A 15,442-nucleotide genomic window follows, 5' to 3' on the forward strand; every position below is an offset into this window, starting at 1 on the left:
GATCCACATCCATGCAGTCTTTCCGTGCGCCTCATCGCTCAGCGGGCTTTACGTTGATCGAATTGATGATCGTGGTGATCGTCATCGGCATCCTGGCGGCCATCGCCATTCCTTCGTACCAGCAGTACGTACTTCGATCACACCGTGCAGTAGCCAAAGCGGACCTGGCCGAGTACGCGCAACGTGCGGAGCGCTATCACTCCAGCAACAATTCCTACTCGGGCTACGCCCTGCCCAGCAAGGTCTCGCCACGCGAGGGCGGGGCCACGCGATACGACCTGAGTTACAAGGGCGATGGTTCCACGTTCACGATCACGGCGTCTCCCTCGGGTACGCAGGTCAAGGACAGCTGCGGCAAGCTGACCCTCGACCAGGCCAACCGGAAGACCTCGGAAGGAGCGGTTTCCGATTGTTGGTAGTGGGTGTTGATCTTCCAGGATTCGACCAGTACAATGCGCCTCCCCGCCCGAATAGCTCAGCCGGTTAGAGCACTTGACTGTTAATCAGGGGGTCGTTGGTTCGAGTCCAACTTCGGGCGCCAGATACTGCAGAAGCCGCGAGAAATCGCGGCTTTTTGCTTTTCTTTGCTCTGTTCAGCACGGCAGATCGCGGTTGCTGCGTTCACTGCGGGTACGCCCGCCATTGTTGACCACCAGCTTGCCGTGCAGGTGTCTGCCAGCGCAGATGCGCAGGGTCAGATTGGCGCCGGGGCTTCGCCCATCCGCCTGGAAAAACAGGAGCGGCCGTCCGCTGCTGGCGTGTGCCAGGATCGAGACATCGTCGCGGCCACGGTGATGGGCCAGGATGGCTTCCGGCGTTGCTGGTGGGCCCCGCCGCAGGCCACTGCGATAGATGATCCAGCCGGCACTCCAGTCGTCCGTGCACTGATGCCCGTCTTCGCTGGCGCACACGCCGATCAGTTCACGCCGGATCAGCGCTTGGCTGCGCGCGCTGGAGAGACTGGCATGCAGCGTCAGCTGCAGTGCGTCGGCGCGGTGGCGCAGCAGTGTTGACTGCAACGTCGGCCATCCTGCCGCCAGCAATACCGAAAGGACGGCAATAATCGTCACCAGTTCAATCAGTTGCATGCCAAGGGTGGGGCCGGGGACAGGGGGGCGTTTCAAGGGCGCGGTCATGGAGCGAGCGTCGCCCCTTTCAATGGGGGTCGCCATCGGGCATCCCCCTGCCGGTCTCCCCGGCTTCCCCTCAGCCGACCGTCACCGGACGCCCCCTATACTTACCTTCCCCGAGACCTGGCAACACCATGAGCGACAGTTTTCAACTTGTCTCGCCGTATTCGCCGGCGGGAGACCAGCCCGATGCCATCGCCAAGCTGACCAGCAATTTCGAGGCCGGCGTCGCCAAGCAGACCCTGCTGGGCGTCACCGGCTCGGGCAAGACCTACACCATCGCCAACGTCATCCAGCAGGTGCAGAAGCCGACGCTGATCATGGCGCCGAACAAGACCCTGGCAGCGCAGCTGTACGGTGAGTTCAAGGCGTTCTTCCCGCACAACGCGGTGGAGTACTTCGTCAGCTATTACGATTACTACCAGCCGGAAGCCTACGTGCCGTCGTCGGACACCTTCATCGAGAAGGACAGTTCGATCAACGAACACATCGAACAGATGCGGCTGGCAGCGACCAAGACCCTGCTGTCACGGCCGGATGCGATCGTGGTGGCGACCGTTTCGGCCATCTACGGCCTGGGTGCGCCGGAAGACTACCTGTCGCTGCGCCTGATCCTGTCCAAGGGCGAGCGCATCGACCAGCGCGACCTGATCAATCACCTGACCCAGCTGCAGTACACGCGCAACGAATACGAGCTGCAGCGCGGTACCTTCCGCGTGCGTGGTGAAGTGATCGACGTGTTCCCGGCGGAGTCGGACAGTGAGGCCCTGCGCATCGAACTGTTCGATGGCGAGGTGGAAAAGATCACGATGTTCGATCCGCTCACCGGCGAGACCATGCGCAACCTCATGCGCTTCACCGTGTACCCGAAGACCCACTACGCGACCACGCGTGAACGGGTGCTGGCGGCGGTGGAGACCATCAAGGTCGAGCTGAAGGAGCGGTTGGAGCAGCTGTACGCGCAGAACAAGCTGGTCGAGGCGCAGCGCCTGGCCCAGCGCACCCAGTTCGACCTCGAAATGATGGCCGAAGTCGGTTTCTGCAACGGCATCGAGAACTACTCGCGGCATTTGACCGGCAAGAACGCGGGCGAGCCGCCGCCGACCCTGTTCGATTACCTGCCGGCTGATGCGCTGCTGGTGATCGACGAATCGCACGTGACCATTCCGCAGATCGGTGCCATGTTCAAGGGTGACCGGTCGCGCAAGGAAACCCTGGTCGAGTTCGGCTTCCGCCTGCCGTCGGCGCTGGACAACCGTCCGCTGCGCTTCGAGGAGTGGGAGGCGCGCTGCCCGCGCAGCATCTATGTGTCGGCGACACCGGGTCCGTATGAATTCCGCGAGGCCGGAGAGGACATGGCCGAGCTGGTCGTGCGCCCGACCGGGCTGATCGACCCCGTGGTGGAGATCCGCCCGGTCGGCACCCAGGTCGATGACCTGATGAGCGAGGCCAACGAGCGGATCAAGGCCGGTGACCGCGTGCTGGTCACCACCCTGACCAAGCGCATGGCCGAAAACCTCACCGAGTACCTGACCGAGCACGGCATCCGCGTGCGCTACCTGCACTCGGACATCGATACCGTTGAACGCGTGGAGATCATCCGTGACCTGCGTCTGGGCAAGTTCGATGTGCTGGTCGGCATCAACCTGCTGCGCGAGGGGCTGGACATGCCCGAGGTCTCGCTGGTGGCGATCCTGGATGCGGACAAGGAGGGCTTCCTGCGCTCGACCGGCTCGTTGATCCAGACCATCGGCCGTGCGGCGCGCAACGTGCGCGGCAAGGCGATCCTGTATGCGGACAAGATCACCCGTTCGATGCAGGCAGCGATCGATGAGACCGATCGCCGCCGCACCAAGCAGGTCGAGTACAACCTGGAGCACGGCATCACTCCGCGCTCCGTGGCGCGGCCGATCGTCGACGTGCTGGAGGGCGCACGCTCGGACGCCGCCGAGAAGGAGTCCCGCAAGGGCAAGGGCAAAGGCCGTTCCGGGGTGGCAGAGGACACGATCGACTACCGTTCGCTCAGTCCGGCGCAGCTGGCCGCTCGCCTCAAGGCCCTGGAGCAGCGGATGTACCAGCATGCCAAGGACCTGGAATTCGAGGATGCCGCCCGGGTGCGCGACCAGATCAGGCAGCTGAAGGAAGCCAGCCTGGGCTGAACGCGGTAAAGCGGCTTTTCTTCACAAAAGTATTGCGCTTGCCGGTCGTCGTCCGTAATATACGCGGCCTGCACCGACGCAATCGCGGCGCTGCAGAAGCAACAAACGGGCGGTTAGCTCAGCGGTAGAGCACTACCTTGACATGGTAGGGGTCACAGGTTCGAACCCTGTACCGCCCACCACGAAGTCCCCCAGGGGGCTGTCGTGAGCATGAAAAGCCCGGCCCTGGCGCCGGGTTTTTACGTAGAAGCACCAGCCTGCGGGCTGCACGGAATATTTGGGCGGTTAGCTCAGCGGTAGAGCACTACCTTGACATGGTAGGGGTCACAGGTTCGAACCCTGTACCGCCCACCACCGGTTCCCGGCATGGCCGGAGCAGCGGTGGAAACGATGAAAGCCGGCCCTGGGCCGGTTTTTTTGTGCCTGCGATCCGCGCTCGTTCCAGCCTGGCCGGCTGCTGCCAGCGTCAACCGCGTTGCTCGACACTGGCGCTGCGCTGCAGCTGCCAATGACCATTCACACGCTGCCACAGTTGCAGCATTCCCCGGGCGTGCGATTGCCCGCGCTGTTTACCGTCGGCATCACCGTGCACGCGAGCGTGGGCCACCTGCAGTACGCGATCCGCACTCAGGCGCAGGATCTGCACGCTCTGGCTGTCCGTCTGGCCGTAGCTGGCAGGCGCGCGGGCGGCACGTTGGGCGTCGGCCTGCAGGATCTGCATCCGCAGCGAATCGCTTCCGGTACCGCCGTCGCGGTTGCACAGACCGGCCATCAACAGCAGCAGGGCAAGCATCGGCATGGCACGGTGCTCCGGAGAAGGGAGCCCAGCGTTGCACTGTGGCCTGCGCTGTGAAATCGGCATGCGACGAAGACCGGAAAAGCGCGTGCCAAGTGCCGTCTGCAAGGATGAATCCGGGCCGCAGAAAAAAGGGCCGCCCAATCGGACGGCCCGGTGCAACGCCCAGTGCAGATGGGGCGCCTCATCCATGCAGGAACTGTGGCCGGGAAGCCGAAGTCAGGTCCTGCGCTGGATGGGGTGGATCAGGGAACCTGGCAGCAGACGCGTCCGCCGCTCCAGCGGCCGTTGCCGCCGTAAGGACAGCCCGGCGTGTACTCACAGCCCGGTGCGAACCCGGCCTTGGCCGGGGTGGTCGCGAAGGCCTGCGCGGCACCGAATGACATGGCGGCCACCACGACGAGGCCGGCAATGGACGAGAACAGCTTCTTCTTTCCGATCATCTGTATCTCCTTTGCAGAGCTTCGAGGCGGGTTACATGGGGTCGCAGCAGACCAGCAGGCCGTGGGAGCCTGCGTTGCCATAGGGGCAGCTCGGATGTTCCTTGCAGCCCGGCGCGAAGCCGGTCTTCACCGGAGTGGCGAAGGCCTGCGCGGCGCCGAATGACATGGCGGCCACCACGACGATGCCGGCAATGGACGAGAACAGCTTCTTCTTTCCGATCATGTGTATCTCCTTGGAATGGCGATGGAACATGAAGTCACCGCGTGCGGGGCGGTGTCGAAGCGGGATCAGTTGGCGACGCAGCAGATGCGCGTGCCGCCGGCGCGGCCATTGCCGCCGAACATGCATCCGGGGGTATCCACGCAACCCGGTGCAAAGCCGGTCTTCACCGGTGTGGCGAAGGCCTGTGCGGCCCCGAATGACATTGCAGCAACGATGACGATACCGGCGACGGACGAGAACAGCGTTTTCTTCCCGATCATGTGTATCTCCTTCAGTTGGTGTGGCTTCCCGGATTCATTGCGTTGGCGACGGCCTGCACCGTCCCGGTGTCGAGCTGGCCGACATGCTTGTAGGCGATGCTGCCATCTGCGGCCAGCACCATCAGCATCGGTGTCAGCGTGGCGCGGTAGCGCTTGGAGACTTCGCCCTGATCGTCGACGGCGATCGGAAACGCCAGCGCGTGCTTGCCTGCGTAGTCGGCAAGCTGGTCGTACGGTGGCAGGCCCACGCCCACCAGCTCGGCACTGCCTCGCGCAGCCGCGATCTGCTGCAGTTGTGGCACCGAGGCCAGGCAGTAACGGCAGGCGGTAGAGAAGAAGTAGAGGATCTGCGGCACGCCGCGCGCGCCACCGATATCGACATGGGTCTGCTGCGTCGTCCGCAGGGTCAACAGTTCAGGCCGGGTGCCGGTGGCAAGACCATGCGCGTCCAGCTGCGTCTGCTGCAGCTGCGCCGCCATCTGTTCGTTGACCTGCCGCAACTGGCGGTTCTGCCAGGAGAGCATGATGACCAGTGCGGCCAGCAGCAGGGCGACTACGGGAAACAGTGCACGCTTGAGCATCGATCATCCTTGAACGCCGCGTTGCATCGACCATACCGGAAACAGCAACAGGAATGTCAAGCTTTTGTATCATCGGTGACGCAGTTCCCAAACCTCAGGACGCCACCATGAGTGACCATGCTCCCGTTTCCCGGCCTAACCCGATCATCGAACTGCTGTTCGGCGGCAACATGCTGGAAGGCACCTTCTAGGCCGTGATCTGGGTCGCACTGCTGTCTGCGGTGCTGGCCTGGACGACCTTCCGCTGACGGGACGCTCAGGCCGCAGTGAAGGCCTGGCGCAGGCTGCGCAGCGTCGCCTGGCGATATTCGGCCGCACACGGCTCGCCCATTTCCAGCTCCTGCAGGCGCAGGCCGACCAGGGTCATCGACAGTGCGTATCCGCGCGCAGCATCGGCAGCGCGTGACAGGCCAAGTGCACGTCGGGTCAACGCGTCCACATGATCCATGTCCGGCAGCAGGCCCAGGTAGGCGCGCTCGGCGCTGTCCAGATCCGGCGCGCGCAGGATCGCGTTGGCATCGGCGGTGGGGGTGACAGCGGCCATGCGGGATCCTTGTTGTCCGTGGGGCGGATGCAGGTTCGGTCAGAACGCGCGCATCAGCGAGATGAAAGCGGAGGTCTGGCTGCTGCGCCGTGCCATCGGGCTGTCTTCGACGGCATCACCGAACCACTGGTTGGCGACGACGCCAGTTGCGCGCCATTTCGTACCCAGGGGCGTGCTGACCGCGATCTGCAGGCTCGGCGAGGTGGCACTGCCGGGCTTGTAGGCCGCCAGCCCGGAGCGCAGTGCTTCCTCGTCGCTGATGCCGTAGTAGTAGTCGAGCAGGCGGGCGCTGGAATGCACCACGCCCACGCGCGGCACCCAGGTGAAGCGGCCGGCCTGGATCGGATAGCTGTAATGCAGGCTGGATTCAACGCCGCCGCCGTGTCCGCTCACCTCGCGCTTCACGCTGGCCGCCACCGCGCCCCAGTCGGCGCTGTAGTCGGCATTGATGCCGACCATCGCCGACATCTGCCGGCTGTGCAGGCGGCGCAGCTGCGGATCGTTCACGTCGTCGGTCTTGAAGCGCAACGTGTAGGGCGTCGCCACCGCCGACAGGCGCAGGCCGTCGGCCTTGTAGAGGTTCATGCCAAGCGAACCGGGGCTGGCAAAGAATCGCTTGCCCTGCCAGGACAGCGCCGGCAGCACCAGCGGCTTGTCGTCATAGTGCGCGTAGGCGCCAGTGGTCGCGCCGAAGGTGATGCCGGCCTGTACCCCCGGAGCCTGTTCCTGCGCGGTGGCCAGCAGCGGCGTGGAGAGAGCGACGGTGCACAGCAGGGGGCGCAGCAGGGCGGGGGACAGTGAGGTCATCGATGTAGTGCGTTGCAGGGATGGCGATGCATGCTGCGCGCGCAACATTGTCGGAACATTGCGCAGGCGCAATCTGCTGGCATCGCCGCCACCTGCACGCCGAAGGCACTATGATCGGCACCGTTTCCGGTTGCCGAGCCCCCGATGCGCATTCTCCTGGTCGAAGATGACCCCGATCTCTCGCGAGCCCTGCAGTCCGGGCTTGAGCGCCAGGGTGTGGTCGCCGACGTGGTCGGCAGCCTGGCCGAGGCTGCGCTCGCCCTGCGTGAGCCGGTGCATCAGCTGATGCTGCTCGATCGGCAGCTGCCCGATGGTGATGGCGTGGGCTTCGTGGCGACTGCCCGTGCGCTGCGGCCGAACCTGGCGGTGATCATGCTCACTGCCAAGGGTGGGCTGTCGGACAAGGTGGAGGGGCTGGATGTCGGTGCCGATGACTACCTGGTCAAGCCGGTGGCGATCGAAGAGCTGATGGCGCGCATCCGCGCCGTCTCGCGTCGACCGTCGGCGATGGTGACCCCCCGGTTGCGGCTGGGCCGGCTGGAGTTCGATTTCGAATCGCTGCAGGCGCAGGTGGACGGCCAGCCGGTTGCGCTGCCGCGGCGGCAGGTGCTGGTGCTGCAGGCGCTGGCGATGCGGCAGGGGCGCACGGTCACCCGCAGCGCGCTGGAATCGGCGGTGTACGGATTCGATGATGAGATCCAGTCCAATGCGCTCGATGCGCATATTTCAAAACTGCGCAAGGCGCTGCAGCAGGCCGGGGCAGGCGTGGAGATCCACGTGATCCGCGGCGTCGGCTATCTGCTGGCGGAGGCCTGAGATGGCACGACCGATTCGTTCGATCACCCTTGGACTGGCGTGGCGGCTGTTCCTGGCGCAGGCCTTCACGGTGTTGTTCGCCGTCGTCGCGCTGATCCTGACTTGGGGCGACAAGGACACCTGGGGTATGGACATGTTCATGGCCGAGAGCGCAGCCAATGCGGTGCACAGCGAAGGCGGCCGTCTGGTGCTGGACGAAGCACGCTGGCAGAAGCTCGATGCGCGTGCCGGTGGCAACCTGTGGTTCGCGGCGGTGGACGATCGCGGTGCATGGCTGCAGCGCGGCACGCTGCCTGCCATCCACGCGCCGCTGCTGGCCCGCCTGCCGACACTGGGTGCCACCGAGCTGGGTTCGCTGGTACCGCCGTACCTGGATGTGGCGCGGGTGATGATCCGCAACGAAGACGGCCGCCGCATCACGGTGATGGTGGGCGGGGCGCCGAAGGGCGGCCTGCTGGATGGCGCATTGATGGTGCTGCGGCTGATCGGCCTGTGGTTCTTCCTGCCGTTGATCGTGGTCACGCTGCTGGTGATGCCGACGGTGATCCATCGCGCCATGCGTGGCGTGCGCCGGTCCGCGCAGCAGGCCAAGGAGCTGGATATCGGCCAGCCCGGTGCGCGCCTGGACGCGCAGCTGGTATCGACCGAGGTCGCGCCTCTGGTCGAAGCGTTCAACGATGCGATCGACAAGGTGCAGCAGGGCTACGCAGCACGCGATAAATTCCTGGCCGACGCCGCCCATGAACTGCGGGTACCGATTGCGGTGGTACAGGCGCGCTTGTCGCAGTTGCCGCAGGGGGAGCTCAAATCGCAGCTGTTGACCGATGTCGCCCGTCTCGGCAACGTCGCCGAGCACCTGCTCGACCTGCAGCGCCTGGACCGGAACGTCGCAGCGCTGCAGCGCCTGGACCTTGCGCATGTCGTGCGCGAAGCGGCCGCCGACCTTGCGCCTCTGGTCGTTGGCGCCGGCTACGGCTTTGAAGTGGATGCGCCGGAGACGCCGGTATGGATCCATGGCGATGGCCTCGCCCTGGGGCGGGTGATCGCCAACCTGGTGCACAACGCCATCGTCCATGGCGGCGGGCGCGGCACCATCTGCGTGCGTCTGGACCGGCAGGGCCTGCTGGAAGTCAGCGACCAGGGCGCCGGCGTGCCGGTCGGTGACCGCGAGGCGATCTTCGAGCCGTTCCACCGCCTGCGTGCTGCTGGCAGTGGCAGCGGCCTCGGCCTGCATCTGGTCAAGGAGATCGTGCAGCACCACGGCGGCACGGTGAGCGTGGGCGAGGCCGTTGGGGGCGGCGCGAGCTTCCGGGTCAACTTCCACCGCGGCAGCGTGCGTCGCTAGCCGGGCGCTGACAACGCTGCACGGCGTTGCCTGATGGTTGGGTGAGGCCGCGCCTCGGCACGCTGTGTCGATGGCTGCCGATCGGACCTTGTCGCCCCTGTTTGGCCCCGCGTGCGCTGCCGCTCTGGTTGCCGGTGCGTTGGTCTGCGTGTTGTTGCCGGTTTTGCCACCGCTGTGGGCTTCTGTTGCGGCGACCGTCGTGGCCGCGTTGGGCTGGGTGTTGCGCTGGCGCGGACGCGCGGCGGCTGTGTTGCTGTTCGGCTTGGCCTGGACTTGCTGCCACGGGTATTGGGCAATGCAGACGCAGCTGCCGGCCGGTTCTGCCGCGCAGGATGTACTTGTCCGGGGGCAGGTCATCGATCTGCCGAAGGAAACGCCTGCATACACCCGCTTCGAGTTCCGGGTGGATGCGTCCGATGCGATGCCGACGCTGCGTGGAAAGCGGCTGCAGGTGCTCTGGCACGCGCCACGCGGTGGGCCGACCGAGGCCGAGGTTGATCAGAGACATCACCTGCACGCCGGAGCTGACTGGCAGCTGTCGCTGCGCGTGCGACCGCCACGTTCACGCATCAACCCGGGGGGCTTCGATGGCGAGCGGCAAGCGCTGCTGCGTGGGCTGGCAGGGAACGCCAGCGTGCGCGATTCGAATTCCACGCGACAGCTGCGTCCTGCGCATGGCCTACCTGCGTGGCGCGAGCGCACCAGTGCCGCCATTGCCAGGCAGATCGCATACCCGTCGGCGCGGTTCATCCAGGCCTTGGCACTGGGCGATACGCGTGGCATGTCCGACGTCGATTGGGCGCAGCTGCGCGCGCTGGGCCTGACCCACCTGATCGCCATCTCCGGCTTCCATGTCGGCCTGGTCGCGGGCTTCGCCGCATTGCTGTGTTCTGCGCTCTGGCGATCCTGGCCGGGGCTTGCCCGGTTCTGGCCACGACCGCAGGCGGCGGCCTGTGCGGCGGCGGCGGCAGCAGCCGGCTATGCCGTTGTTGCAGGCAGCGAGCTGCCGACCGTGCGTACTGCGCTGATGATCGCGGTGCTGGCCCTGGCGCGCGTTGCCCGCCGTCCTGTGACGGTAGCGCAGGGGCTGGCGCTGGCCGCGCTGGCGATGCTGCTGCCGGCACCGCTGTCGGTGCTGTCTGCGGGCTTCTGGCTCAGTTTCGGTGGGGTGCTGTGGTTGCTGTGGTGCCTGCCGCAGGGGCGGCCGAAGGGGTTCGCCGCGATGCTGCGCGGCGCTCTGGCAGGGCAGGGGGTGGCCAGCGTCGCTCTGCTGCCGCTGGCGGTGGCACTGTTCGGTGGCAGCGCACGGCTGGGGCCGCTGGTGAACCTGCCGATCATTCCACTGTGGAGCCTGCTGGTGGTGCCTCTGGCTCTGCTGGGAACCGCTCTGGAGGCCCTGCGCACCGGGGCAGGGCAGTGGCCTTGGCGCACGGCTGCCTGGGTGTTCGAGGCCAGTTGGCAGCTGCTGCAACCCTTGGCCGAGCACCCCCAGGCGATGTGGTGGCTGGCGCAGGGGCCGGCCTGGGCGTTGCCGGCGGCCTTGCTGGGGGTGTTCTGGTGGCTGTTGCCACGCGGTGCCGGGGCCGGGCTTGCCGGTTCTCTGCTGTGCCTGCCGTTGCTGTGGCCGGCACGGTCGGGGCCGCAGCAGGGTGAGCTGGAACTGGTGGTGCACGATGTCGGCCAGGGCGCGGCGGTGCTGCTGCGGACCGCCCGGCACGCACTCTGGTATGACGTCGGCCCGCCAGCCGGCAGCGGGGGCGAGGAGCGGATGCTGCTGCCGACGTTGCGGGCGTTGGGACAGGAGCCGCCGGCACAGCTGATGATCAGTCACGACCACCTGGACCACAGCGGCAACCTCGCCGCGCTGCGCCAGCAACTGCCGGGACTGCACGTCCTGGCTCCACCGGGCAGTGCGATTGCCACGACCGGCAGCTGCCAACAGGGCCTGCGCTGGCAATGGGACGGGGTCGATTTCCAGGTGCTGCATCCGCCCGCCGCGTTCCCTGCCTTTGGCGGGAAGGGCGCCGACAACGAAGCCAGTTGCGTGCTGCGGGTTGCTGGCGCGCACGGGGTAGTGCTGCTGCCCGGTGACATCGGCCGGCAAGGCGAGCAGGCGCTGCTGGCGGGCGCTGCCGATATGCTGCGTGCGGACGTGGTGCTGGTGCCCCATCACGGCAGCGGAGGCAGTTCCACGCCGGACTGGGTGAAGGCGGTGGCGCCGCGGCTGGCGCTGGTCTCGGCCGGGCACCGGAACCACTTTGGCCACCCGAAACGTGACGTGGTGCGGCGCTGGCAGGCGGCGGGCGCCGAAGTGCTGTCCACCGCCGAGTCGGGCGCGATCCGCGTATGGCTTGGCGCACAAGGCCTGCAGCTGCGTGAACAGCGTATCCACGCCGCCCGGTGGTGGGATGCCGCTGGGCGAGCTCGGTCGGCTGCTATCCTATCGCCGATCGAACAAGCGGCCGCTGGGCCGGAGGGTTGAAACGTGTGGGAACTGGTCAAGGCCGGTGGCTGGCCGATGGTGCCGCTGCTGCTGTTGGGCGTACTGGCTTTGGCGATCGTCCTGGAGCGTTTCTGGTCCTTGCGGCGTAACGAGGTGCTGCCGCCTGGCCTGGGCCAGGAGGTCCGCAACTGGGCCGCGCGCGGCAAGCTGGACCCGGCGCACCTGCAGACCCTGCGTGCCAATTCACCGTTGGGTGCCCTGCTGGCCGCCGCGCTGGAAGCGCGCAACCGCCCGCGCGACCAGATCCGCGAGCGCATCGAGGACACCGGTCGCCATCTGGTGCACCGCATGGAGCGTTTCCTCAACGCGCTGGGCACCATCGCCTCGGCCGGCCCGTTGCTGGGCCTGCTGGGCACCGTGGTCGGCATGATCCAGATGTTCCTGGGCATCCTCGACCACGGCGTGGGTGATGTGAACCAGCTTGCCGGCGGTATCGGCAAGGCACTGGTGTGCACCGCCACCGGCATGATCGTGGCGATCCCGGCGCTGATGTTCCACCGCTTCTTCAAGGGCCGCATCCACGGCTACGTGGTGGAGATGGAGCAGGAAGCCAGCGCGCTGCTGGATACGCTGGACGGTCGCCCCGGGGTGATGACCCCGGCCCCCGCTGCGCGCGCGTCTTCCGCCGCTACGGCAAAGGCCTGATCGATGCGTATCGGCAACGACCGGTCCCAGGATGAGCCGCATATCGACCTGGTGCCGCTGATCGACGTCATCCTGGTGCTGATCATCTTCTTCGTGGTCACCACCACCTTCGACGCGCGTTCGACCCTGCAGGTGCAGCTGCCGACCGCCAGCCAGCAGCAGACCAACGAGCCGCCGCGCTCGCTGAGCGTGCTGATCAACGCTGACGGCCGCTACTTCGTCAACGATCAGGAAGTGCTGCGCAGCGACGTCGAGTCGGTCAAGCAGACCATTGCGGCCGTCGCCGGCAGCGACCGCGAACAGACCGTGCTGCTGCGTGCCGACGCGCGCACTCCCTATCAGGCCGTGGTCACCGCGCAGGACGCGCTGGGCCAGCTCGGCTTCCGCCGTATCGCCATTGCAACAGCGCCAGAGGTGCGTCCATGAGTTCCCATCACGCGCCAGTGTGGCCGATCTACAAACGACTGCTGGGCTATACCCGCACCTACTGGGTGTTCATGATCGGCGCGGTCATCGCCATGGTGGTCGAAGCCCTGGCCGGCTATCACTTCACCAAGCTGATGGAGCCGCTGGTCAACCGCGGGTTCGTCAACCCCGAGCCGCGCATGGCGGTGATCCTGCCGCTGACCATTCTCGGCCTGTTCCTGATGCGCAGCGTGGCCACCTGGGTCAGCGACTACACGCTGGCCAAGACCGGCCGCAGCGTGGTCCGCGACCTGCGTGAACAGGTGCTGCAGAAGTACCTGCACCTGCCGTCCTCGCATTTCGATGCCGAGGCGACGCCGGTGATGGTCAGCCGCCTGAACTTCGACACCGAACAGGTCACCCAGGCCAGTGCCGACGCGCTGAAGACCGTGGTGGCCGATACCCTGACCATCATCGCCATGCTGGCGGTGATGCTGCAGATGAGCGTCAAGGTGACCCTGGCGATGCTGGTGGTGGTGCCGCTGATCGGCGTGATCGTGTCCTACGTGGGCAAGCGCTACCGGCGCATCAGCCGCGGCATCCAGGACGGCATGGGCACCATGGCGCAGACCGCCGAGCAGTCGCTGGCCGCGCAGCAGGAAGTGAAGGTGCATGGCACCCAGCAGCACGAGATCTCGCGCTACTCGCGCCTGGCCAACCGCATGCTGGCGCTGAACATGAAGGTGGAAGTGACCCGCGCGGCGGCCTCCAGCGTGGTCCAGTTCCTGGCGGCGCTGGCGCTGGCAGTCATCGTCTGGGTGTCCACCCGCGAGGCACTGGCCGGCAAGCTCAATGCGGGCCAGTTCATGGGCCTGATGACGTCGATGATGGCCATCATTCCGTCGCTGCGGCGGCTGACCAGCGTGCAGACTTCGATCTCGCGCGGTGTGGCTGCGGCCGAGCGCCTGTTCGGCATCATCGACATGCCGGTCGAGCGCGACGAGGGCAAGCACGCGGTGCAGCGCGTACGCGGCGAACTGGCCTTCGAGCACGTCATGCTGCGTTACCGTGAAGACAGTGGCATCGCCCTGGACGACATCAGCTTCGTTGCCAGGCCGGGCACGGTCACCGCCATCGTCGGTCGTTCCGGCAGCGGCAAGACCAGCCTGATCCGGCTGGTGCCGCGCTTCTACGAACCCAACGGTGGCCGCATCCTGCTCGACGGCGTTGCCCTGGATGAGTATCCGTTGGCCGATCTGCGCCGGCAGGTGGCCATCGTCGGCCAGAAGGTCATGCTGTTCGACGACACCATCGCGGCCAACATCGCCTACGGCATGGATGCCACCGACGAGCAGATCCGTGCAGCTGCCGAGGCGGCCAATGCCTGGGAGTTCATCGCACGCATGCCGCAGCAGTTGCAGACGCCGGTAGGCGAGAATGGCGCGCTGCTGTCCGGCGGCCAGCGCCAGCGCCTGGCGATCGCCCGCGCGATCCTGCGCGACGCACCGATCCTGATCCTGGACGAGGCCACCGCGGCGCTGGACAACGAATCCGAGCGCCTGGTGCAGGATGCGCTGCAGCGCTTGATGCCCGAGCGCACCACGCTGGTGATCGCGCATCGCCTGTCGACCATCGAGCATGCCGACCAGGTGCTGGTGATGGACCATGGCCGCATCGTTGAACGCGGCACCCACCAAGAGCTGCTGTCGATGGGCGGCCTGTACCAGCACCTGCACAACATGCAGTTCCGCGAAAGGCAGGACTGATGGCGGGCAAAGGTACCCAGACCCCGCCGTACTGGTACGACGGCAGCCCGGCTCCGTGGCCGATGCGACTGCTGGCGCCGCTGTATGCCGGTGTCACCGCGCTGCGCCGGCGCCTGTACCGGCGTGGCTGGCGCAAGCGCCATGCGCTGGCGGTGCCGGTCATCGTGGTTGGCAACATCACCGCCGGCGGCACCGGCAAGACGCCGCTGACCATCGCCCTGGTCGAGCGCCTGCGGGCCGCAGGCTGGAAGCCCGGTGTCGCCAGCCGCGGCTACGGCCGTGAGCAAGCGGACAAGGCACGTTGGGTGGAAGCCGATACGCCGACCGCCCTGGGGGGCGACGAGCCGGTGCTGATCGCCTGGAAAACCGGCGTGCCGGTACGCGTGGACAGTGACCGCGTGGCAGCGGGCAAGGCGCTGATCGCCGCCGGCTGCGACGTGATCGTCTGCGATGACGGCCTGCAGCACTACCGGCTGGCGCGCGACATCGAGATCGAGGTGGTTGATGCCCAGCGCCGCTATGGCAATGGCCGGATGATTCCCGCCGGCCCGCTGCGCGAGCCGGTCAGCCGCGCAGCGGAATGCGATTTCCGGGTGGTCAACCTGGGCCAGGCGGATGGAGCGGCGGCTGCCCAGGCCTGTGGCTTCGGCCAATGGCCGATGGCCCTGCACATCGACAGTGCACAGCCGCTGGCCGGCGGGCGCGCACGTCCCCTTTCGTACTTCGCGGGCCAGCGCGTGCATGCCGTGGCCGGCATCGCCCATCCGCAACGCTTCTTCGACATGCTGCGCGCGCGTGCGATCGGCGTGGTGCCGCACGCCTTCGCCGACCATCATGCCTACCAGCCGCAGGATCTGTCCTTTGGCAGCCAGTTGCCGGTGCTGATGACCGAAAAGGATGCCGTGAAGTGCCGCGCGTTCGCCAATGACTGGCAGTACGCGGTGCCGCTGCGTGCCGAGATGCCTGCTGCTTTCTGGATCGCGTTGACCGATCGCCTGGACAAGCTGCGACCGAACTGA

Annotated in this window: 17 protein-coding genes and 3 tRNA genes; 12 read left to right on the forward strand and 8 right to left on the reverse strand. The window is 66.6% G+C overall.

Features of this window, described 5'->3' with window-relative positions:
- Nucleotides 1–11 precede the first annotated feature (11 nt).
- The gene (locus ABIA73_RS13940; protein ID WP_059063701.1) at nt 12–419 is read left to right on the forward strand and encodes a type IV pilin protein; all 408 of its coding nucleotides are present in this window, start codon (nt 12–14) and stop codon (nt 417–419) included.
- 45 nt (nt 420–464) lie between these two features.
- Nucleotides 465–541 (forward strand) — tRNA-Asn (locus ABIA73_RS13945).
- A gap of 52 nt (nt 542–593) precedes the next feature.
- On the opposite strand, the gene ABIA73_RS13950 is transcribed toward ABIA73_RS13945, so the two are convergent.
- Nucleotides 594–1,088: a GspH/FimT family pseudopilin gene (locus ABIA73_RS13950; protein ID WP_059063703.1), complete on the reverse strand. Its 495-nt coding sequence runs from the start codon at nt 1,086–1,088 to the stop codon at nt 594–596.
- 176 nt (nt 1,089–1,264) lie between these two features.
- Between ABIA73_RS13950 and uvrB the strand changes: the two genes are divergently transcribed.
- The 3 genes from uvrB (at nt 1,265) to ABIA73_RS13965 (ending at nt 3,643) form a co-directional block, all read left to right on the forward strand.
- Nucleotides 1,265–3,289, forward strand: coding sequence for an excinuclease ABC subunit UvrB (gene uvrB / locus ABIA73_RS13955; RefSeq protein WP_025875241.1), 2,025 nt, complete (start codon nt 1,265–1,267; stop codon nt 3,287–3,289).
- 107 nt (nt 3,290–3,396) lie between these two features.
- Nucleotides 3,397–3,471: transfer RNA gene (locus tag ABIA73_RS13960), tRNA-Val, on the forward strand.
- Nucleotides 3,472–3,568: 97 nt separating this feature from the next.
- Nucleotides 3,569–3,643, forward strand: a tRNA-Val gene (locus tag ABIA73_RS13965).
- A gap of 112 nt (nt 3,644–3,755) precedes the next feature.
- Here the strand turns inward: ABIA73_RS13965 and ABIA73_RS13970 are convergent.
- From ABIA73_RS13970 to ABIA73_RS14000, 7 genes are all read right to left on the reverse strand, one after another.
- Nucleotides 3,756–4,088: a hypothetical protein gene (locus tag ABIA73_RS13970; protein ID WP_033830769.1), complete on the reverse strand. Its 333-nt coding sequence runs from the start codon at nt 4,086–4,088 to the stop codon at nt 3,756–3,758.
- 242 nt (nt 4,089–4,330) lie between these two features.
- Nucleotides 4,331–4,528, reverse strand: coding sequence for a hypothetical protein (locus tag ABIA73_RS13975; protein ID WP_025875237.1), 198 nt, complete (start codon nt 4,526–4,528; stop codon nt 4,331–4,333).
- A 31-nt stretch (nt 4,529–4,559) separates the two neighbouring features.
- Nucleotides 4,560–4,751 carry a hypothetical protein gene (locus tag ABIA73_RS13980; protein ID WP_032975717.1) on the reverse strand — a complete coding sequence of 64 codons (192 nt, stop codon included), beginning with the start codon at nt 4,749–4,751 and terminating at the stop codon, nt 4,560–4,562.
- Nucleotides 4,752–4,816: 65 nt separating this feature from the next.
- A complete protein-coding gene (locus ABIA73_RS13985) occupies nt 4,817–5,011 on the reverse strand; it encodes a hypothetical protein (protein WP_025875233.1) in 195 nt (64 codons plus the stop codon).
- 11 nt (nt 5,012–5,022) lie between these two features.
- A complete protein-coding gene (locus tag ABIA73_RS13990; RefSeq protein WP_025875231.1) occupies nt 5,023–5,592 on the reverse strand; it encodes a peroxiredoxin family protein in 570 nt (189 codons plus the stop codon).
- Nucleotides 5,593–5,848: 256 nt separating this feature from the next.
- Complete coding sequence (locus ABIA73_RS13995) at nt 5,849–6,136, reverse strand: hypothetical protein (protein WP_025875229.1); 288 nt, start codon at nt 6,134–6,136, stop codon at nt 5,849–5,851.
- A gap of 39 nt (nt 6,137–6,175) precedes the next feature.
- The gene (locus ABIA73_RS14000) at nt 6,176–6,943 is read right to left on the reverse strand and encodes a MipA/OmpV family protein (protein WP_025875227.1); all 768 of its coding nucleotides are present in this window, start codon (nt 6,941–6,943) and stop codon (nt 6,176–6,178) included.
- Between the two features lie 144 nt (nt 6,944–7,087).
- Between ABIA73_RS14000 and ABIA73_RS14005 the strand changes: the two genes are divergently transcribed.
- From ABIA73_RS14005 to lpxK, 7 genes are all read left to right on the forward strand, one after another.
- The gene (locus ABIA73_RS14005; protein WP_032975718.1) at nt 7,088–7,759 is read left to right on the forward strand and encodes a response regulator transcription factor; all 672 of its coding nucleotides are present in this window, start codon (nt 7,088–7,090) and stop codon (nt 7,757–7,759) included.
- Nucleotide 7,760: 1 nt separating this feature from the next.
- Nucleotides 7,761–9,104: a sensor histidine kinase gene (locus tag ABIA73_RS14010; RefSeq protein WP_032975720.1), complete on the forward strand. Its 1,344-nt coding sequence runs from the start codon at nt 7,761–7,763 to the stop codon at nt 9,102–9,104.
- 70 nt (nt 9,105–9,174) lie between these two features.
- Nucleotides 9,175–11,586 carry a DNA internalization-related competence protein ComEC/Rec2 gene (locus ABIA73_RS14015; RefSeq protein ID WP_354275937.1) on the forward strand — a complete coding sequence of 804 codons (2,412 nt, stop codon included), beginning with the start codon at nt 9,175–9,177 and terminating at the stop codon, nt 11,584–11,586.
- Between the two features lie 3 nt (nt 11,587–11,589).
- Entirely contained in the window at nt 11,590–12,252 is a 663-nt protein-coding gene (locus ABIA73_RS14020; protein WP_025875219.1) for a MotA/TolQ/ExbB proton channel family protein, read from the forward strand.
- 3 nt (nt 12,253–12,255) lie between these two features.
- The gene (locus ABIA73_RS14025; RefSeq protein ID WP_025875217.1) at nt 12,256–12,678 is read left to right on the forward strand and encodes an ExbD/TolR family protein; all 423 of its coding nucleotides are present in this window, start codon (nt 12,256–12,258) and stop codon (nt 12,676–12,678) included.
- Nucleotides 12,675–14,423: a lipid A export permease/ATP-binding protein MsbA gene (gene msbA / locus ABIA73_RS14030; RefSeq protein WP_025875215.1), complete on the forward strand. Its 1,749-nt coding sequence runs from the start codon at nt 12,675–12,677 to the stop codon at nt 14,421–14,423. Before ABIA73_RS14025 ends, msbA begins: the two co-directional genes overlap by 4 nt.
- Nucleotides 14,423–15,442, forward strand: coding sequence for a tetraacyldisaccharide 4'-kinase (gene lpxK, locus ABIA73_RS14035; RefSeq protein ID WP_025875213.1), 1,020 nt, complete (start codon nt 14,423–14,425; stop codon nt 15,440–15,442). The genes msbA and lpxK overlap by 1 nt, the downstream gene beginning before the upstream one ends.

Origin of the sequence: Stenotrophomonas sp. 2694, from assembly GCF_040548715.1 — a bacterium.
GTDB classification, from domain to species: Bacteria; Pseudomonadota; Gammaproteobacteria; order Xanthomonadales; family Xanthomonadaceae; genus Stenotrophomonas; species Stenotrophomonas indicatrix.